The sequence below is a fragment of the Pseudoxanthomonas suwonensis genome (assembly GCF_000972865.1).
GTDB lineage: Bacteria > Pseudomonadota > Gammaproteobacteria > Xanthomonadales > Xanthomonadaceae > Pseudoxanthomonas > Pseudoxanthomonas suwonensis_B.
In genome coordinates, this window is sequence record NZ_CP011144.1 from 2,256,371 (window position 1) to 2,275,637 (window position 19,267).

Annotated in this window: 11 protein-coding genes and 3 pseudogenes; 4 read left to right on the forward strand and 10 right to left on the reverse strand. The window is 70.6% G+C overall.

Features of this window, described 5'->3' with window-relative positions:
- The first annotated feature begins 10 nt into the window (after nucleotides 1–10).
- Together WQ53_RS09355 and WQ53_RS09360 are read left to right on the forward strand one after the other, a co-directional pair.
- Nucleotides 11–286, forward strand: a complete 276-nt coding sequence (locus tag WQ53_RS09355; protein ID WP_052631916.1) for a YcgL domain-containing protein — start codon at nucleotides 11–13, stop codon at nucleotides 284–286.
- The gene (locus tag WQ53_RS09360; RefSeq protein ID WP_052631917.1) at nucleotides 276–3,566 is read left to right on the forward strand and encodes an ankyrin repeat domain-containing protein; all 3,291 of its coding nucleotides are present in this window, start codon (nucleotides 276–278) and stop codon (nucleotides 3,564–3,566) included. The genes WQ53_RS09355 and WQ53_RS09360 overlap by 11 nt, the downstream gene beginning before the upstream one ends.
- A 363-nt stretch (nucleotides 3,567–3,929) precedes the next feature.
- On the opposite strand, the gene WQ53_RS09365 is transcribed toward WQ53_RS09360, so the two are convergent.
- Together WQ53_RS09365 and WQ53_RS09370 are read right to left on the reverse strand one after the other, a co-directional pair.
- Nucleotides 3,930–6,935 carry a hypothetical protein gene (locus tag WQ53_RS09365; protein WP_052631918.1) on the reverse strand — a complete coding sequence of 1,002 codons (3,006 nt, stop codon included), beginning with the start codon at nucleotides 6,933–6,935 and terminating at the stop codon, nucleotides 3,930–3,932.
- A 41-nt stretch (nucleotides 6,936–6,976) separates the two neighbouring features.
- Nucleotides 6,977–8,773 (reverse strand): tetratricopeptide repeat protein, encoded by a 1,797-nt coding sequence (locus WQ53_RS09370; RefSeq protein WP_201774006.1) that lies wholly within the window; start codon nucleotides 8,771–8,773, stop codon nucleotides 6,977–6,979.
- 251 nt (nucleotides 8,774–9,024) lie between these two features.
- Here WQ53_RS09370 and WQ53_RS09375 point away from each other — a divergent pair, with 251 nt between their 5' ends.
- Nucleotides 9,025–11,154, forward strand: a complete 2,130-nt coding sequence (locus tag WQ53_RS09375) for a winged helix-turn-helix domain-containing protein (RefSeq protein WP_158497831.1) — start codon at nucleotides 9,025–9,027, stop codon at nucleotides 11,152–11,154.
- Nucleotides 11,155–11,398: 244 nt separating this feature from the next.
- Here the strand turns inward: WQ53_RS09375 and WQ53_RS09380 are convergent, their stop codons facing one another.
- The 8 genes and pseudogenes from WQ53_RS09380 to trxA form a co-directional block, all read right to left on the reverse strand.
- On the reverse strand, nucleotides 11,399–13,087 hold the full coding sequence (locus WQ53_RS09380) for a putative 2OG-Fe(II) oxygenase (RefSeq protein WP_082112941.1): 1,689 nt from the start codon (nucleotides 13,085–13,087) through the stop codon (nucleotides 11,399–11,401).
- A 7-nt stretch (nucleotides 13,088–13,094) separates the two neighbouring features.
- The gene (locus tag WQ53_RS17250) at nucleotides 13,095–13,550 is read right to left on the reverse strand and encodes a hypothetical protein (protein ID WP_052631921.1); all 456 of its coding nucleotides are present in this window, start codon (nucleotides 13,548–13,550) and stop codon (nucleotides 13,095–13,097) included.
- A gap of 185 nt (nucleotides 13,551–13,735) precedes the next feature.
- Nucleotides 13,736–13,852: pseudogene (locus tag WQ53_RS17400) on the reverse strand (aspartyl/asparaginyl beta-hydroxylase domain-containing protein); the annotation flags it as partial.
- A 33-nt stretch (nucleotides 13,853–13,885) separates the two neighbouring features.
- Nucleotides 13,886–14,179: a hypothetical protein gene (locus WQ53_RS09390; RefSeq protein ID WP_052631922.1), complete on the reverse strand. Its 294-nt coding sequence runs from the start codon at nucleotides 14,177–14,179 to the stop codon at nucleotides 13,886–13,888.
- Nucleotides 14,180–14,671: 492 nt separating this feature from the next.
- Nucleotides 14,672–14,848, reverse strand: a complete 177-nt coding sequence (locus WQ53_RS17355) for a phosphoenolpyruvate carboxykinase domain-containing protein (RefSeq protein WP_144409432.1) — start codon at nucleotides 14,846–14,848, stop codon at nucleotides 14,672–14,674.
- Nucleotides 14,849–14,962: 114 nt separating this feature from the next.
- Nucleotides 14,963–16,432, reverse strand: a pseudogene (gene rho, locus WQ53_RS09395) (transcription termination factor Rho); the annotation flags it as partial.
- Between the two features lie 26 nt (nucleotides 16,433–16,458).
- Nucleotides 16,459–16,645 (reverse strand): annotated as a pseudogene (locus tag WQ53_RS17405) (transcription termination factor Rho); the annotation flags it as partial.
- A gap of 223 nt (nucleotides 16,646–16,868) precedes the next feature.
- The gene (trxA, locus tag WQ53_RS09400) at nucleotides 16,869–17,207 is read right to left on the reverse strand and encodes a thioredoxin TrxA (protein ID WP_052631924.1); all 339 of its coding nucleotides are present in this window, start codon (nucleotides 17,205–17,207) and stop codon (nucleotides 16,869–16,871) included.
- Between the two features lie 209 nt (nucleotides 17,208–17,416).
- Between trxA and rhlB the strand changes: the two genes are divergently transcribed.
- The gene (rhlB, locus tag WQ53_RS09405; protein ID WP_052631925.1) at nucleotides 17,417–19,165 is read left to right on the forward strand and encodes an ATP-dependent RNA helicase RhlB; all 1,749 of its coding nucleotides are present in this window, start codon (nucleotides 17,417–17,419) and stop codon (nucleotides 19,163–19,165) included.
- Nucleotides 19,166–19,267: the final 102 nt, after the last annotated feature.

Genomic DNA, 19,267 nt, shown 5'->3' on the forward strand with positions numbered 1-19,267 from the left:
GCGCGCGCGCATGCAAGCCTACGTCTACAAGAGCCGCCACAAGGCCGACACCTACGTGTTCCTCGCCATCCGCGACGACTTCGCGCGGCTGCCCGGGCCCGTGCGTGCGCAGCTGGGCGAACTGGCGTTCGTGCTCGAGGTCGCGCTGACCCCCGGACGCCGCCTGGCCCAGTCCGATCCGGAGCAGGTGCGCGCCAATCTGGCCGTGCACGGCTTCCATGTGCAGTTCCCGCCCGCGCCCGACGGTAGCCAGCGGGACGGTGCGGAGCCATTTGATGCCTCCTGAGGCGCGCGCGCGCGTCCCGCGTCCGGCGCTGCTGGCCGTGGCCGTCGGCGTGTTGCTGGCGGTACTGGCCGGCTTCGGCGGCGCGGCCGCGTTGCTGGCGGGCGTGCTGGCGCAGCCGGCGCTGGCGCTGGGGGTGTCGTGGTGGCGCGGCACCCGGCCGCTGCCCGTCCATGCACGCACCGTGGTCGCCGAGGGGCTGCCGTTGCTGGGCGCCTGGGCGCTGGCGCTGCTGCTGTCGGCGCTGGTGGTGGCCTGGCCGCTGGCGGCGCTGAGGGAGAGCGGCAGCCTGGGCGCGGCGGTCGGCCTGAGCGCGATGGCGAGCGCGGTGCTGCTCGGCCTGTGGCGCACCTGGCCGCTATGGCACGCGCTGGAGCGCAGCGGCGGCCGCCTGGCCGCGCTGTGGCGGCGGCTGCCGCAGCAGGAGACCGGCAGCTGGCGCGGGCTGGCGGTGGCCGGCGCGCTGGCCGCGGCGCTGGCCGCGGTGCTGCTGCTGGCCTGGCCGGAACTGCTGCCGGCGGCGTGGCGCTGGCCGCTGGCGGCCACCTTCGCGGCACTGCTGCCGATCCTGCACCTGGCGCTGCAGCGCGTCGCCCCGGCGGCCGAGGTGGCCGCGCCGCTGGATTTCCTCGGCCTGGCCGACACCCCATCCGCCGAACCCGAGCCGCTGCCCGACCCCGGCGAGCTGGCCGCCGAGCTGCATGCCGCCGCGCGCAGTGGCCGGGTCGATCGCGCGCTGCAACTGCTCGATGCCGGCGCCGACGCGCACGCCGCGCCTCCGGCCGGCGAGCGCGACCGGCGCAGCCTGGCCGCGCTGGCGGCGGTGCTGCCGGACCTGCGCCTGCTGCGCGCGCTGATCGCGCGCGGCGTGGACCTCAACGGCGGCGACGGCGCGACCCCGCTGCTGGCCGCCACCCGTGACAGCTGGCACGGCCGCCCCGAGGCGGTGATGACCCTGCTGGCCAACGGCGCCGATCCGCGCGCCACCGACACCGACGGCAACACCCCGCTGCACCATGCCGCGCGCAGCACCGACCCGGGCGTGGCCGCGCTGCTGCGCGACGCCGCCGCCGAGATCGACGCGCTCAACCACGACGGCTTCTCGCCGCTGGCCGTGGCCTGCGTCAGCGGCAACTGGCGGCTGGCCAAGTTCCTGCTCGAGCGCGGCGCGCGCCCGGAACCGGAGGGCGGGCAGCCGGCACTGCTGGCCGCGGCGGCGACCGAGGAAGACGATCCGGCCGGGGTGCAGCTGCTGCTCAAGTTCAAGGCCAGGGTCGCCACCCCGGGCCGCGAGGGACGTACCGCGCTGCACGAGGCCGCGCTGGCCGGGCATGCCGACATCGTCGCCGCGCTGCTGGCCGCCGGCGCCGATCCGCAGGTGCGCGACGCCGCAGGCCGCACGCCCTGGCTGGAAGCGGCGCGCGCGCTGCGCGGCGGCGTGGTCGAGCACCTGGCCATGCAGCGCATCGATGTGACCGCCGCCGACGCCGAGGGCCGCAACGCGCTGGTCCTGGCCGCCGGCGCCGAGCAGGCCTCGCTGGCGCTGGTGCGGCGGTTGCTGGAACTGGGCGTGGACCCGGCGCAGGCCGACCACGCCGGCCGCCGCGCGGTCGACGTCGCCGCCGAAGCCGGGCGCTGGTCGATCGTGTCCGCGCTCGATCCGGACTATCCGTTGCCGGTGGCGGTGGCCGAAGGCGCGGCCGAGAGCGCGATCGACGAACGCCCGCCGCTGGCGCTGCTGCGCGACGGCCTGCAGGCCGGACGCATGGAAGGCCTGGCGGCGCTGGCGCGGCTGTGCGCGCCGGCCGAACTGGGCGGCCTGCTGCACGACCCGGCGCTGCGCACGCAGCCGGCGCCCGTGGAGTGGCTGCTGGCGCATGGCGCCGACCCGGAAACGGCGGCGGAAGGCGAAACCGCGCTGACCGCGCTGCTCGACCAGGGCGGCGATGCTGCCGCCGCGGTCCAGGTGCTGCTGCGCCACGGCGCATCGCCGGCCGGCGCCGGCGGCCTGGCCCGGCTCCTCGCCGCCTGCGTGCAGCGCGACCAGGTCGCGCGCGGCAACGAGCAGCTGGCGCTGGACCTGTTCCTGCAGGGCGCCGATCCGTTCGCGGCCGCGGACGGCGGCGATCCGCCGTTGTCGCTGGCAGTGCGGCTGGGCTGGCTGCGCCTGCTCGAGGCGCTGCTCGATGCGGGAGTCGACCGCGAGGTGCGCGACGGCCACGGCATGACCGCGCTGCACCTGGCCGCCGCGCTGGGCCGCGAGTCGGCGCTCAAACGGCTGGTCGCGCAGGGCGCCTCGCCCGATGCGCGCGCCGCCGACGGCCAGACCCCGCTCGGCGTGGCCCTGGCCAGCGGCCGCCGCGACCTGGCCGACTGGCTCGACTGGCGCGTGTGGCCGCTGCCGAAGCGGCCGCTGCGCGAGGCCGACGTGGTCGCCGCGGCGATGGCCGGCGACGCCGACGCGGTGCGGCGCCTGCTCGAACTCGGCTTCCCGGTCGACGCGGTCGACGCCCAGGGCTGCACCGGCCTGCTGCGTGCAGCCGGTGGCGGCCATGCCGCCGCGGTCGACCTGCTGCTGGCGCGCGGGGCCGACCCGCAGCACGCCGCGCACAGCGGCGCCACCCCGCTGTCGGCGGCGGTGAGCATGCGCCAGACCGCGATCGTGACCGCGCTGCTCGACGCCGGTGCCGACCTCGAGCACCGCCTGCCCGGCGGGGTCACCGTGCTGATGCTGGCCTCGGCGCTGGGCCTGCCCGACATCGCTGCGCGCCTGCTCACCGCCGGCGCCGACATCGACGCCGGCGACAGCCAGGGGCTGGCGCCGCTGCACTGCGCCGCGCTGTACGGCTTTACGGGCCGCGACCGCGCGCGCCTGCTGGCCCTGTTCGACACCCTGCTGCTGGCTGGCGCCGAGCCGGACATGCCCGCCGCCGGCGGCGTGACCCCGCTGCTGCTGCTGCTGGGCGCGCGCGCCGAACCGGGCAGCGCCTGCGACGAGAACGTGGTGCTGGCCGGCCTGGAGCGGCTGCTGGAGGAGGGCGTGTCACTGGAGTCGCAGGACCCGCGCGGATTCGGCCCGCTGCACCTGGCCGCGCTGCACGGCCTGCGCGGCGTGGTCCAGCGCCTGCTGCGCGCCGGCGCCGACCCGGACCTGCGCGACACCCTCAACCGCAGCCCGCGCGAGGTCGCGGTGATGCGCGGCTTCGTCGACGTCGCTGGCGAGTTCGCCCCGACGCAGCCGGGCGTGTCGATGGCCCGCTTTCTGCGCGAACCGCGCGGCTGAGCCCCGATTTCTTCCGGGACTCAGCCGATCGGCGCATCGGTTTGTCGATATCGCCCGGCTGGCATCCCATGGCCCGATATCTTCCGTCGCCGCCCGTTCCACCGCCGCGCCACCGCATCGGGCCAGGCTTGCGGGAGATTGGATACGCTGATGCCCTAGGGGAGGTGCTGACGGTGCCACCGGCAGCTGGTCAGCGATCTGCCGGTGGGTCTTGCGGGTGAGCCGTTGATCCGGACCCGCCCGGCCAGGGCTGGCAGGATGGCAGCGACGGGGTGCGACGCAGGCATCGAGTTCAGCGCGTGCGCCGGCGTGCCATGCGTGCGCCCCGGCGCGCAGGGCTCCTCCCAGTGCCCGCTGCGTCCATCAGCGCACTGGCCTGTCCTCGCGGAGAACCGGTGGGCGGTCCCTCGGCGCCGGCGGGCAGAACGATTGGCTGGTATGCGGGCAGGGGTCGCAACCGTCGGGCAAACCGTCGCCGTCGCTGTCGATCGCCCGTGGCCGGTTCCGTGGGCAGGTCGTCGCCGAGCCCGGGCCGGCGATGGCCCACACCGGATTGGCGAACGCGTAGCGCGGGATGCAGCGCCCGATCTTCGGGTCGACCGCGCAGGTTCCGCTGCTGCCGACCATGGGCACCGAGCGCGCATAGGCGCGGACGAACATCCGCTCGGGGAGCACCAGGCGGCCGCCCCGGATCGCCTGCCTGACGGAGAAAGCCTGGAGCGGCAGGTCGATTCGACGGGTTCCGGAGAACGAGGCTGGCTGGAAACGCATCAGGCCTCCTGTCGGATCGTCGTAATAGTACTCGCCCCTGCGCTTGACGAAGGTGCGGTTGTCATCGATTTTCCGGGTGTGCTCGACCTGTTCGCTGGCCTGGGTTAGGCGCGTGCGCGGTCCGTTGTTGAAGGGAGCGAATACCTCTTCGAACCGGCCGGCTGCGGAATGCGGAGTGCTGATTCCAACGATCAGGTCGACCTGGTATACGGGCCCCCATTCTTCGTTCGACTGCCACTCGACCAGCAACGGCAGGGTGACATCGCCGTAGGTCTCGATGATCCCGCCCATCGGTGTGTCGGCGTCATCGATGCGACCGTTGCCGTTCCTGTCGATCGCAATGCGCAGTGCCGGTCCGTCGGTGACCGAGAATGCACCTTCGGCCAGCGCTGCCACGATCTGCGACTGGCTGTAGGCGTTGACCTGATCATCGAGGACGCTGGTCGCAGCGGGGACACCCGTGGGGCCTGTGGCGCCAGCGCCGCCGGTGGAGTTCTCAACTCCCGCTGTTGTTGCGCGGTTGTCGGCCAAGGCTTCGCGGCCACGCGGGCTGACATGGCGCGATGACGAGAGCCCCAGGCGATTCAACGCAGTCTGCGGCTTGCCCGCCATTACCAGGTTGCGCGGCTTGCCGATGGCCATGTCGTCCACCCGTTCCAGCCCGAGCATGTAGCCGGCACGGTGGTGGTTCAGGTCACCGTGGGCGTCCGAGCCGCCGGCCATAAACAACCGCCGCGGATCGCCCGCGGGCAGCCAGTCGATGGAGGCGGTCTCACTCGGCGAAAGGCCCTTGAGCATGAGTTGGTCCCAGAGACGCGTGCCGGTAGTCAGCATCCATTCGACACCCTCGCAATGGCGTGCGTAACTGGGGCGGTCGCGGTGGTGCCAGGGCTGCAGTTCGAACGCGCCGTCGGCGAACCCGCCGGGAGGCGAGTTCCTGAAGCCGTAGCCGCCATCGTCGTCGTCGGAGTGGAAGCCCGTTTCCGTGGTGTCGCCGTCGCCGCTTCGGTTGAGCATCCGCACATCCTCGTTCCACAGCTGCAGGCCGAGGACAGCGCGCGAACGGAACGCCTGGTCGAGCATCTGCTTCGTGTAGGGGACGACGTCGGGTCCCGGACCTCCGCGCAGGTTGGGTGGCCCGCCGTCGCAATTGCCGAAGGGGATCGGATGGGCCAGGAAGACGTAGCCCTTGCCGCGGTCCCCGCCAGCCTCGATCTCGGGCAGGAGGGCATCGCTTCCCTTCGTCATCTGCCGGCTTGCGCCGCCGTAGCGGCCAGTGCGGCTGGAGACGAAGGCGTCAGCGCGGGCGGCGTCCCGCGGCAGGTAGACCATGTGCGCCCGCGCCGGGTGGTATTCGTTGATGCCCTGGACGTCCTTCAGGATCGTGGCGCCGTTGCGCTGTTCCCGGAGGCGGGATGGGTTGCAGTCGGTGATCGGGTGCTTCCAGCCGCCGCAGAGGTCGTTCAGGCTGATCTGGCCGCCCGCATAGCTCCAGGACGTGCTGTTGTCGTTGGCGCCCACCTCGGGCACCACGTCCACCTCGCCGCCGAGGAAGATCTGCGGCGCGATCCGGCGCGCACGCACGGTCTGCGGCGGAAGCGAAGGGCTGGAGCCGCGAAAGGCGCTGTCGAGGTTCGCCCCCTGTGGACGCCAGAGTTCGCCGTGCAGGAAACGGAAGCGCGGCGCGCTCATGTCGCGCAGGATGAGCGGATGGTCGCTGAAGCCTGCCTGGATTCCACCGATAAACATCGGTCCGTAGCCGTCGAAATCGACATCGACGATCTGCAGGGAATCGGACGCGTGCTCCGTCGCGAAGGCGAAATCGAGCCCGATCGCGCCCATCGCCTTGAGCGTGCCGCGGTAACCGTAACCCTGCTCGCCCTCGTTGTCCGTGCCCTGGCTGTGGTAGTGCAGGTCGCCGTAGGCCCAGCGATCGTCGAATCTCGGCAGCGGTGCCTCGCCCGCGTGGACGGACACGTGGTTGGTCAGCGACAGGAAGTCGGCGTCGTGCACGCTGTCGCAGGACACCTCCGGGCCAGTGGTGAAGATCGCGGTCAAGGTCAGCGGCAGGTCCGCGCCCGGGACGAAGCCGTCGGCGGGCACCGGCGTGTACCAGGCGGTCGCGTACCATTCGCTGGTGCCGTGCGGCGTCCGCGAAGACGCACAGGACGGTTCGCCCGGTTTGCAGACCCGGTGCGATGGCGATTCGTTCCCACCCATGTAGCCTGGTCCCCAGGCACCGGTCTTCCATGTGGTGCCGGAATGACCGGTGTGCTCGATCTCCGACAACTGCTCGAATCCGATGTTCTGCCGCCAGGTGCCGCCGGCACCGAACACCTTCAGTTCGCAGAAGTTGCCGATCCGGTACTTCTGCCTGTCGTCATCAGGATTGTCGAACGGGATGATGTTGGCATCGGTGACCGCGATGATGATCGGGATGGCCCCGTAGGACCGGTTGCCGAGCTGGTCGACCACCGGCTCGATGCGCCAGGGTGCGTCGATGGCGAACTCGAAGGTGCCTTCCTGTCCGTTTCCGGCGGACACGTTCGAGCAGACGGCCAGCAGAAGGAACAGGCTGAGGGATGCGATTCTGCGCATGGTGGCAAGCTCCAGGAACCAGGTAGATGTCGGTGGTGGCTTCATAGCCGGGCGATATCGGGCGCCTTCGCACCGAACCAGGCGTTGTCGTACGCCTGCCGCGCCGCCTTCTCCGCCGCCTTGTCGCCCTTGCGCCTGTAGACCTCGGTCAGGCCCGCCAGCGCCCAGCCGTTGCCGCGCGAGCGCAGCAGCGATTCGCGCAACACCTGTTCCGCCGCGTCGAGCCGGCCCTGCCGCAGGTAGACCGAGCCCAGCGACTGGCGGATGGGGTAGTACCAGTAGGGCGGTTCCATGTAGGCAAGCGAATCCTCCACCGCGATGGCTTCCTCGTAGGCCTTCGCTGCCGCGGGCAGGTCGCCCTGGGCGTCGGCGAGGCGGGCGGTGGCGACCAGGCGCGCGGTCCGCACGATTTCCTGTCCGGGCACGTACCAGTCGACGTAGGGCTGGAAGTCGGCGTTGCGCTCGATGCCTTCGATGGCGGCGATCTCGTGCACGGCGTTGTCGAAGTCCCGCTTCGCGGCATGGGCCAGCGCGCGCGAGTAGTGCGCCAGCGCCGCCACCACCACCTGGTTTTCCGCCGGAGCCTTCAGCGCGAGGATGTCCGCCGGCGGGCTGAAGATGGCGTGCGCGAGGTAGGGCGCGGCCTTGATCGGCTCCAGCAGCGGGAATTCCGCGACGACCTCGTCGGCCAGCGAGGCGTCGAGCTTGCCGGCCGCGTCGATGGCGGTCTCCCCGTCGCCTCCCATCTGCGCGGACACCAGCACGAAGTGGATGTTGTGCGGGTAGTAGGCCGCCTTGTAGAGCGGATCGGACGGCGAGGTCGCGAAGTACGCCTCGTCGGCGGCCATCGCCCGCTTGTTGGCCTCCAGCGACTCCTTGAACAGGCCCATGCGGTAGTAGATGTGCGCGGGCATGTGCACGATGTGCCCTGCGCCCGGCATCAGCGCGGCGAGGCGCCGGGCATGCGGCAGGCCGCGTTCCGGCCAGGCGGAGGCCTCGATGGCGTGGATGTAGAGGTGGATCGCGCCCGGATGTTCCGGGTTGCGGGCCAGGACTTTCTCGAGCGCCGCGAGCATCTCGCCGGCGTGGCCCTTGGGCTGGGTTCCAGTCGCTTCCCAGTAGTCCCACGGCTGCGTGTCCATGATGGCTTCCGCGTAGAGCGTCTGGATCGTGTCGTCGTCCGGGTACTTCCTGGCCACGGCTTGCATCGCGTCGGCGAAGGCGGCGTCCAGCGTGGCGCGGTCGGCTTCGGGATCGGCCGAATAGCGCTCCTGCAGCGCAGCGATCAGTGCGCGGTCCTTCGCCGGCGCGGCCGGCGCCAGTTCCACCGCCTTTGCCAGCGCCGCGAACGCCGGCGCCACGGCCTCGGGCGGCATCGGCGCATTGATGTTCGGTCCCAGCACGAAGGCCTCGCCCCAATGCGCCATCGCCAGCTTCGGGTCTTCCTTCTGCGCGGCCTGGAACGCGCGCTGCGCCTCGGCGTGGTTGAACGCGAATGCCCAGCGCAGGCCCTGGTCGAAGTACGCCTGCGCCTTGGTGCTTTGCGTGCCGACCTTCAGGCTCAACCGGCCGAGGTTGTCGTACAGCGGTACCGCGCCATCGGCCGCCTTCATTGGCGGCACCGGGAAAGGCCGGGTTTCGCCGGTCTGCGCCAGCACCAGGGCGTCGAGCAGCGCGGGGCGGCCGGCGACGGACGCAGAGCAGAGCGCGCTCCCCGGGTCGAGCAGGGTGTCGTACGCCAGGGGCGCGTCCTCCGACCGCCACATCAGGCTGGCGAAGCCGCCGATGCCGGCAAGCGCGACGGACAGGACGATGAGGCGGGGCGATGGCTTCTTCATGGGGGATCCCTCGAGGGAGGCTGGCTGTCGGGAAGACGCATGCGTGGCTGGCGCACGGCGTTTGGACCAGGCAATCCTGGCCGGCGGAAATGTCCGGAACGGAGATCCCCTCGTCCGCCGGGTCGCGGCCTGGCAGGGGCTGCGGTCCGCGCTTGCTCGTTCGGCGCTCTCCTCCGGGGTCGTCCCCGGTGCAGCCAGCTTCCCGCCGTGGCGTGGGCCAGTCTTTAGGCCAGTCGCAGGCGAGTCGCAGGTTGCTGAGGAATGGCTCAGGAAGGGCCCGGGCCGGCCGGGCGGACTCCCTCCTATACTTGGCCGGGTGGGGTCTGCCCGCTGGGAACCGTATGCCGCAGCCTGCTCCGGATCGCCTCGCCTTCGACGACCTGGTCATCGACTTCGCCGGCCGGCGGCTCGCGCGCGGGGGCCGCGAGCAGGCGCTGGAACCCAAGGCCTTCGCCGTGCTCGCGCTGCTGGCCGGATCGCCTGGCCGGGTATTCACCCGCGACGAGATCCTGGATGCGGTCTGGGGCCACCGGCACGTCACCCAGAGCGTGCTGAACCGGATCATGAGCCTGCTGCGGCAGACGCTGGGCGAAGACGCGCTGCACCCGCGCCTTCTGCATACGGTGTACGGGGTCGGCTATCGCTTCGACCTGCCCCTGTCCGAGCCGTTGCCTGGTGCGATGGCGGGAACCGGGGACGACGCTGCCGGAGTGGAGGAGGCAGTGGCGGCAATGCCGGCCGCGCCCGCTGTGGCAGCGGGTCCGGAGCCGGTCCGGGTGCGCTGGCCCTGGCTCGCCGCCATCGCTGCCGTGGCGCTGCTGGCCGCCGCCGTCGCCGCCTGGCTGTCGCGCCAGGACGAGCGGGCGGCGCCCGCCGCTCCGGCCGATGCGCCTGCAGCCGCAGCTCCGCCCGCGCTGGCGGTGCTGCCGTTCGCCGACCTTTCCCGGGCGCGCGACCAGGAATACCTGGCCGATGGCCTGGCCGAGGAAATCCTCAACCAGCTGGCGCAGTCGCAGTCGCTGAAGGTGGTGGGGCGCACATCGAGCTTCTCGTTCAAGGGCAGGAACGAGGACCTGCGCTCCATCGGCCGCAAGCTCGGCGTCGCCTACCTGCTGGAAGGCAGCGTGCGCAGGGACGACGACGATCTGCGCGTCACCGCGCAGTTGGTCCGTGCCGACGACGGCACCCACCTGTGGTCGAAGACCTACGCGCGCGAGGCGCGCGACATGTTCGCCGTGCAGGAGGAGGTCTCGCGCGACGTGGCCCAGGCCCTGAGCGTGAAGCTGGACGTGGCGACGTTCAACCGCGAGCAGGGCGGCACGACCAACGTGGAGGCCTACGAGCGCTTCCTGCGCTGGCGAAGCATCGTGATGCGGGAGCTGTACGATTTCGCGCACGATCGCGAACGCCTGCGGCTTGCGCGCGAAATGGTGGCGCTGGATCCGCAATGCGTGCTGTGCTGGGATGCGCTGGCCGTTTCTTTGGGCGCGATGGCATACGAAGTCGGCGGTTCGCAGGCCGAGAAGTTGCGCGCCGAGGCGCTGCAGGTCCGTGAGCGCATCGCCCGCATCGCGCCGGACAGTTGGGTGGCCAGGCGCGACCGATCCAATGCGTTGTGGCGCGAAGGCCGACGCGCCGAGGCCATCGCCCTGGCGAAGGAAATCGTGGATTCCGGCCCGCTGACCAAGGAGCGCGTCTGGGATTACAGCTACATGATCTTCGCCATGGGCCACCTGGACGAGATCGTGGCGCTGGTCGAGCAGGTGCGCGCGGTCGAGCCGATGGCGCTGTTCCTCTCGCGCGACCTGCAGTACGACTACACCGCGACGCGCCGCTACGAGGACGCCGAGGCCGAATACCGTCGTGGCCAGGGACTGGAAGGCAGCCAGGTGGAGCCGGACTACGTCGCCTTCATCCGCCAGTTGGCCGGCAAGCGGCCCGGCGGGCCACAGGAATTGCGCGAGCTGCACCGTCGCTTGCTGCAACAGAGCCGGGCTTTCGACACGCCGTTCTTCCACGACTTGGGCGCAGTGCTGGATAGTCGCGAGGCGATGCTCGGCCTCGTGCGCAAGGCTGTCGCGGACCAGGCTTACGGCGGCCCCCCCTACGTCTTGGTCAACATAGCCGATGCGCTGGACGACGCCGATCTGGCCGTGACCGCATTGCGCGAGCATTTTGAAACCCGGGACGGATTCAAGGAAGGCAACATGACCCAGTACCCTTATGCCGACTTCTGGATTTCCCCGTATTCCGGCCTGCGCGGGCATCCGGACTTCAAGAAGCTGCTGGTCGAGGCCGGCGTGGCCGACTACTGGCGGCAGACCGGTCGCTGGGGCGACGGCTGCGGGCCGGTGGGTGCTGACGACTTCCAGTGCCGATGAGGTGATGCCGGATCCGGTCGATGCGCGTCGCTGGAACGAAGAAGCCCCGCTTGCGCGGGGCTTCTTCTCTCGAGCATGAAGCGGGATTCAGCGCTTCATCGAGCTGAAGAACTCGTTCATCTTTTCATACCCACCTCCGTCATTGCCGCAATGTACGGCTTGGAGATGGCTACTGAACCCGGGGCGATTCACCCCATCCCCGACCCGGAGGATCGTGTGGGCCGCGCCGCGGGAACGGCACGCTCTACATTTTCGGCTGCATGTCGAAGGCGACGGTCAGGCGCGATTCCCGGGCATCGAAGGGCACGGTGCCATGCCACATGTAGGAAGGGAACAGCGCCAGATAACCCGGCTTGGGCTGGATGACGCGCCGCGGCGACAGGTCGAGTCCCAGCTCTTCCAACGGCTGTCCGAACTGGATCCATCCGTCGCGGGATTCGCTGCCCGATTCCAGCACGCTGCCGGGCAGCGAGACGTAGAAGGCGGAGCTTGCCCAGCCCTCGGAGTGGATGTGGTTGGAATGACGCCCCGACGACCTGAGCCTCACCGACCACGAGCCGACGAAGCCCACGCTGCGCTGTTTGCGTGACAGGAATGGATGCGACGCATCGTTCGGCAGTGCGGCCAGCCAATTCTCGACCGCCGTGCGCAGGGCGTCCTCCGCCGCGCGGATGACCGCATCGTCGCGTCCGAACAGCAGGCCCGCCGTCTGGGTGCCGCCACGCACACTTTGGTTCATCGGCTCGTGCTTGGCGTTGTGCATGGTGTCCAGCGTGGCCGCCAGTGTCTGCAGGAAGGTGGTCAAGTCGCCGAAACCCGGTGGCGGCGCAACCTCGACACACCCCACCAGTCTTTCGTAATCGCACAGCCAGTGCTCGCGCTCATCGCCGGCCAGCCGCCACGCCGTCCCCAGATGGCTCCAGCTTTCCTGGTTTCGCGGATCGAGCCTGGTCGCTTTTTCCGCGCAGTCCGCGGCCAGAGCGAAGTCCCGCGTGCGAAACGCATGCCGCGCCCGCGCGTTAAGGAACTCCGGCAGATTGCCCAATTCACCACGCGCCGCCGCCGCGTACAACGGAGCGGCCTGTTCGTGCTGCTGCAGCGCGTCCAGCGCGTCAGCGACGAACCAGTCCAGCAATGCATTGCCGGGTTCGCGCTGGCGCAGCGGATGCAGGAACGCTAGGGCTTCTTCCGCGTGCCTTGCCGCCATCAGCGTGCGCGCGAAAGCCAGTTGCAATGCGCGGTTGTCCGGCTGCGCCAGGGCCGCGGCACGGAATTCACCCAGGGGGTCTTCACCCGGTGCAAGTTCCGCACCGTTCTCCCACAGCAGGTTGCTCAACGTTTCGTGGGCCGGCGCATGGTTCGGATGCAGGGCGACGAGCTGTCTCGCACCCGCCAGCGCTTCGGCCGGACGACCCGCGTCGGCCAGCACGCCGTTGATGGCGTTCTGCACTTCAAGCGCATTGGCGCCGCGTTGGTCCAGCATTCCTTCCGCCCGCCGGAACGCGGCCAACGCCTCGTCGATGCGCCCCAGAAAACGCAGAACCACGCCCAGGTCGACCCACGCGGACGCCTGTTCCGGCGACAACGCAAGCGCCTTGCGCAGCACGGATTCGGCTGCTTCCCACTGGCCCTGCCTGCGCAAGGCCTTGCCGTGCCGGGCGAGGGACACGCCGTAGTTGCGCGACACCATGGCATTGCCGGGCAGCAAGGCCAATGCGCGTTCGAACGCCGCGTTGGCCTGTGCCTGGCGACCGTTGTCCGCCAGGCACAGGCCCAGCAACTGCCACGCATCCGCCGCCTGCGGCGCCTGTCCGGCCAGGGTTTCGGCGATGGACAGCGCCTGCGCACGCTGCCCGGATTGCAGCAGCCCCAGCGCCTGCCTGAAGCGCCCTGCCTGCGCTGCATTCAACGGCTGGTTGCGGGATGACGACACCTTGCGCTCAATGCGTGCGACGCACGTGCAAGGCCACGCCGTTCGGCATCACCAGCATGCAACCGCCCAGCATCCCCTTGCGCACCTGCTCGACATCACCGGCCTGCACGTGGCCGCCACTGTGCGACTCGGCTTGCGTCCAGACTTGGCCGTTCTCAAGACTGAAAACGCGCTGCCCGTTGTAATGACCCACCTTGACGACCTGGCTTTCGATGCGTCCCAGGTCGGCTTGCTCGATTATCTGCCCCGGATTGCACAGCAGGTCTCGCGGCTTGTTCAAACCGAAATCGGCCTGCGCTTTATCCGTTGCCGCCTCGACCACTTCCGGTGGCGGCGGAAAAGCCCCGTCGTAGCAGGCCAGCCGCGCGGCGGGTTCGGCCACGCCGGCGCAAGCATGGGTGGGCTGTTGCGCAGCGAGCGGCAACGCGAACGACCACAAAAGCGAGAGCAGAAGGCAGCGCATCGGCATCCCAATCCGGCGGAACGGCTAGTATAGCCGAGCGGTTCAAACCACGTCGCTTGCGCTGCGCCAGTCGCGCATCGCGCCCGCCAGCGCCGCCGCCATTTCCCGTTCGGCCGCAGCGGAATTAACACGTCGAACACCAGGGCGACGCGCAGTTGGTCACTGTCGTTGCGCGCCTCGTGCTCCAGCGTGTCGTCGAACACCCTGCACTTGCCCTCGCGCCACTGCCGCCAGTCGAAGCCGACGCGGTAACTGCACTTCTTCGGCACCACCAGCGGCAGGTGCGCGAGGTGCTCCGGCACCGGTTCGCCATGCGCATACAGGCAGAAGCCGCTCTAGTTGCGCGAGTGGTTGAGCTTGTCCCGCTGGTTGACCGGATCGCCCGGCCGGTACTGGATGCAGGGGACGAACTCCTCGCCTCGGCTGGCGATGATCTCCTGCAGTTCGGCCTTGATCGCGTCGGTGCGCGACTCGAGCTCGTGCATCCACGGGAACAGCGCGTCGTCGTAGAAGGCGAGCGCTGGCAGCCGCGGCACGTACAGCTGGTTGCACTGCGAATGATAGGCTTGCGTGCGCCCGGCAAGGATCGACACCGCCTCGTCCCAGCGCCCCGACAGCGCCGCATCCACCGCGGCGCGCTTCGCGGCGACCCGGTGGCCCAGGTAATCGACGAGTTCCTGCGTGTCGCGCTCGACCGCCTCGCGCTCGTGCGCGAGCCGCTGGCGCAGCGCCGGCGGTCATTCGGGCTTGGCCGGCGCAACCTTGAGCACGTCGCGGAAGACGCCCGCCGCCAGCCTGGGCTTGCGCTGCTGCTCCAGGAACTCGCCCTTGCCCAGCAGCACCGGCAGGAAATAAGGATCGATCTCGAGCGCGGCGATGATCGCGCCCCATTCCTGCTCCGCTCGCCCAACTCGCGATGGACCCGGCCGATGGGCGGACGTCGCACCGGCGTCAGGCGAACCCTCGCCTCACGCCGCCTGTGCCGGCAGGCGGCCGCGATAGGCCTCCATGTACCCGGCGACCCCGGCCTGCTCGGCCGGCCTCGTCGAACCCCGTGGCCGCGGCGGGTGTATCAGCCGCGCATTCCGGGAGCACGATTGCACCCTCGAGAGGAAGCAGCCTCATTGCGCTGTCGCGGGCCTCGTGCCTGCCCTCCGTCCCACGACCCACGCCAGCACCCGCATGGGCTCGCCGGAGTCGGGCCGCAGGAAACGGCCGTCGTCGGCCTTGCGGAACCAGTCGACGTGGAAGATCTTCGGCAGCTTCGTGCCGGGAGTGCCGGGCGCCCTCGCGGACAGGGCATCGCTTCATGACCAAATCCTCGCAGGTCTGGCCAGGTTTGCTTGGGAACTGCCAAACAAAAAAACGCCCCGCATTGCGGGGCGTTCTGCTTTTTGCGTTGAAGATGGAACTCAGCGCCGCATCGAAGCGAAGAACTCGTCGTTGGACTTGGTGTTCTTCATCTTGTCGAGCATGAATTCCATCGCGCCGATCTCGTCCATCGGGTGCAGCAGCTTGCGCAGGATCCAGATCTTCTGCAGCAGCTCCGGCTCGATCAGCAGGTCCTCGCGGCGGGTGCCGGAGCGGTTGATGTCGATGGCCGGGAACACGCGCTTCTCGGAGATGCGCCGCGACAGGTGCACCTCGGAGTTGCCGGTGCCCTTGAACTCCTCGTAGATCACCTCGTCCATCTTGCTGCCGGTGTCGATCAGGGCAGTGGCGATGATCGAGAGCGAGCCGCCTTCCTCGACGTTGCGCGCCGCGCCGAAGAAGCGCTTCGGGCGGTGCAGGGCGTTGGCGTCCACGCCGCCGGTCAGCACCTTGCCGGAGCTGGGCACGACGTTGTTGTAGGCGCGTGCCAGGCGGGTGATCGAGTCGAGCAGGATCACCACGTCCTTCTTGTGCTCGACCAGGCGCTTGGCCCGCTCGATCACCATCTCGGCGACCTGCACGTGGCGCGCGGCCGGCTCGTCGAAGGTCGAGGAGATGACCTCGCCGCGCACGGTGCGCTGCATCTCGGTCACTTCCTCCGGGCGCTCGTCGATCAGCAGCACGATCAGGTGCACGTCCGGATGGTTGGTGGTGATCGCGGTGGCGATCTGCTGCATCATCATCGTCTTGCCCGCCTTGGGCTGGGAGACGATCAGCGCGCGCTGACCCTTGCCCTGCGGCGCCATCAGGTCGAGGATGCGGCCGGTGATGTCCTCGGTCGAGCCGTCGCCGCGCTCCAGGCGGAAGCGCCGGCGCGGGAACAGCGGGGTCAGGTTCTCGAACAGGACCTTGTTCTTGCTCGCTTCCAGCGGTTCGCCGTTGATCGTGTCGACCACGGCCAGGGCGAAGTAGCGCTCGCCGTCCTTGGGCCAGCGGATGCGGCCGGACAGGTGGTCGCCGGTGCGCAGGTTGAAGCGGCGGATCTGGCTGGGCGAGATGTAGGTGTCGTCCGGGCCGGCCAGGTAGCTGGCCTCGGCCGCGCGCAGGAAGCCGAAGCCGTCGGGCAGGATCTCCAGCACGCCGTCGGCGGCCACGCCCTCGCCGTGGCGGGTCAGCACCTTGAGCAGGGCGAAGATCACGTCCTGCTTGCGGGCGCGGGCCACGCCCTCGTGGATCTGCAGCTGCTCGGCGATCTCCAGCAGCTTGTGCGCCGGCATCCGCTTCAGGTCGCCCAGCGAGTACTGCGGGAAGCCCTCCGGCACGCCCGGGTGCGGGCGCGGCGGGTGCGGCATCTGGTTGTTGCCGCCGTCATCCTGCATGCCGCCGTCGTCGCGGAAGCGGTCGCGCTGGCGGTCGCGGCGGTTGCGGAAGCGGTCGCGGCGGTTGTTGCGGCCGCCCTGCTCGCGGTCGCCGTCGCCCTGCGGCTGACCATTCTGGCCGCCGGCGTTTTCGGCCGAGGTAGGGGCGGGGGCGGACGGGGCGTCGCCACCGGACTGGGCCGGGGCGGGGGCCTGGGGGGGCGGGGGAGCCGAAGCGGCGGGCGCCGGGGCGGCGGGCGCCTCACCGGCGCCGGCGTCGGCCGGCTTGCTCACGCGCTTGCGCGCACGCTTCTCGGCGGGTGCGTCTTCGCTCCCGGGCGCTTCAGGCAGGGTGTTCTCGGACAAGTTGCGATTCCTCGCTGGTAGGTGCGAGCGCCCGGTGCGGGCGTTGGATCCTGGTGGGATGGGTGGTCCGGCGGTAGGCCCGGACAGGACGCGGCCAATGGATCTGCGGCCGGTTGCAGCGACACTACCACCGCGCGCCGGGCGCCGGCAAGCGGGCGCCGGCGGCGGTTCAGGCGCAGGCAGGACGGCCTCCCCGGCCGTCCCGCGCTGGCGGCGGGCGCCTTCAGGCGGCGGCGCCGAGGGTCTTGTCGATCATCTGGGTCAGCTGGCCCTTGCCGACCGCGCCGACCTGGGTGGCCTGGATCTGGCCGTCCTTGAACAGCAGCAGCATCGGGATCGAGCGCACGTGGTAGCGGATCGCGGTGGCGCGGTTCTGGTCGATGTTGACCTTGGCCACCTTCATCCGGCCGTCGTAGGCGTCGGCCAGTTCGTCGACGATCGGCGAGATCATCTTGCAGGGACCGCACCATTCGGCCCAGAAGTCGACCAGGACCGGTTCCTGGGATTGCAGCACGGCGCTGTCGAAATCGGCATCGCCGATGTGCATCACCTTCTCGTTCACTTCACATCTCCATGGATTGCCGGCACCGGCCGGCGGGGCCAGGCGGTGCCTTTGGGGTAAACTGGGGCGTTTCGCGGAGAAGTCAAGGGGGCTACCGTCCCCCTGACGGCCGCGCGATCCGACGACGGCCCGCAGTGTGCGGCGCGCCGGAACCCTGTGCAAGGCCGCCTGCCGCACCACGCTGCGCCGGGCCATATGAAGACTGGATGATGAGCGACAAACCGCTGACCGATGTAGCTTTTTCCTCGTTCGACCTGCACCCGGCGCTGCTCGCCGGACTCGAATCCGCAGGCTTCACCCGCTGCACCCCGATCCAGGCGCTGACCCTGCCGGTCGCATTGCCCGGCCGCGACGTCGCCGGCCAGGCCCAGACCGGCACCGGCAAGACCCTGGCGTTCCTGGTCACGGTGATGAACCGCCTGCTGACCCGCCCGGCGCTGGCCGAGCGCAAGCCCGAGGACCCGCGCGCGCTGATCCTGGCGCCGACCCGCGAGCTGGCGATCCAGATCCACAAGGACGCGGTCAAGTTCGGCAACGAGCTGGGCCTGCGCTTCGCCCTGGTCTACGGCGGCGTGGACTACGACAAGCAGCGCGAGCTGCTGCAGAAGGGCGTGGACGTGATCATCGCCACCCCGGGCCGGCTGATCGACTACGTCAAGCAGCACAAGGTGGTCTCGCTGCACGCCTGCGAGATCTGCGTGCTGGACGAGGCCGACCGCATGTTCGACCTGGGCTTCATCAAGGACATCCGTTTCCTGCTGCGGCGCATGCCGATCCGCACCGAGCGCCAGACCCTGCTGTTCTCGGCCACCCTCAGCCACCGCGTGCTGGAGCTGGCCTACGAGCACATGAACGAGCCGGAGAAGCTGGTGGTGGAGACCGAGACGGTCACCGCCGCGCGCGTGCGCCAGAAGCTGTACTACCCGGCCGACGAGGAGAAGCTGCCGCTGCTGATCGGCCTGCTCTCGCGCAGCGAGGGCGCGCGGACCATGGTGTTCGTCAACACCAAGGCCTTCGTCGAGCGGGTGGCGCGCTCGCTGGAGCGGGCCGGCTACCGGGTCGGCGTGCTCTCCGGCGACGTGCCGCAGAAGAAGCGCGAGACCCTGCTGAAGAAGTTCCAGGCCGGCCAGCTCGAGATCCTGGTGGCCACCGACGTGGCCGCGCGCGGCCTGCACATCGACGGCGTCTCCCACGTCTACAACTACGACCTGCCGTTCGACGCGGAGGACTACGTCCACCGAATCGGTCGCACCGCCCGCCTGGGCGCCGAGGGCGACGCGATCAGCTTCGCCTGCGAGCGCTACGCGATGGGCCTGCCGGACATCGAGGCCTACATCGAGCAGCGGATCCCGTCCGAGCCGGTCACCGCCGAATTGCTGACCGCGCTGCCGCGCAAGCCGCGCGAGCGACCCGAGGCGGGCGAGGGCGAGGAGGACGAGAGCATCGGCGAGATCTTCCGCGAGGCGCGCGAGCAGCGCGCCGCCGACGAGGAGCGCCGCGGCGGTGGCCGTTCGCGCGGCGGCAAGCCCGGGCACGGTGGTGGCGAGCGTCGCGACGGCGAGCGCCGTCCGCGGCGCAAGCCGGCCGCGGCGGTGGCCGGCGGAGCAGCGGTGGCCGCGGCGGGTGCCGGCGCGGCGGTCGCGGTGGCCAGCGGTGCTGGCAACGACGATGAACAGCCAACCGGCGAGGCCCGCCAGCCGCGGCCGGCGAAGGGCAACGGCCACGCGCAGCCGGACGCCGCCAAGGCGGAAGGCGAGCGGGCGCCGCGCAAGCGCCGCCGCCGCCGCCACGGCAAGCCGGTCGAAGGTGCTGCGGCGGCCGCGGACCCCAACGCCACGCCGCCGTCGCAGGTGCCTGCCCTGCACCAGGCGCCCGTGCCGGCGCCGGCCGCCGCCGGGAAGGATTCGTTCCTGAGCCGCATCGGCCGCAAGCTGCGCTCGCTGGTGCCGGGCGGCTGATCCGCGCCGCCCCCGCCGGCAGGCCCGCTGCCCCCGGTGGGAGCCGGGCTTGCCAGCGACCCGACGCCGGTCGGCACAGGCGACGGCCTCGTTGTCCTGACG

Bases quoted from the DNA above. Each gene is read 5' to 3' on its own strand.
- WQ53_RS17250 (WP_052631921.1), bottom strand. From the start codon at position 13,550: ATGCGCTGCCTTCTGCTCTCGCTTTTGTGGTCGTTCGCGTTGCCGCTC.
- WQ53_RS09370 (WP_201774006.1), bottom strand. From the start codon at position 8,773: ATGAAGAAGCCATCGCCCCGCCTCATCGTCCTGTCCGTCGCGCTTGCC.
- WQ53_RS09355 (WP_052631916.1), top strand. From the start codon at position 11: ATGCAAGCCTACGTCTACAAGAGCCGCCACAAGGCCGACACCTACGTG.
- WQ53_RS09360 (WP_052631917.1), top strand. From the start codon at position 276: ATGCCTCCTGAGGCGCGCGCGCGCGTCCCGCGTCCGGCGCTGCTGGCC.
- WQ53_RS09365 (WP_052631918.1), bottom strand. From the start codon at position 6,935: ATGCGCAGAATCGCATCCCTCAGCCTGTTCCTTCTGCTGGCCGTCTGC.
- rhlB (WP_052631925.1), top strand. From the start codon at position 17,417: ATGAGCGACAAACCGCTGACCGATGTAGCTTTTTCCTCGTTCGACCTG.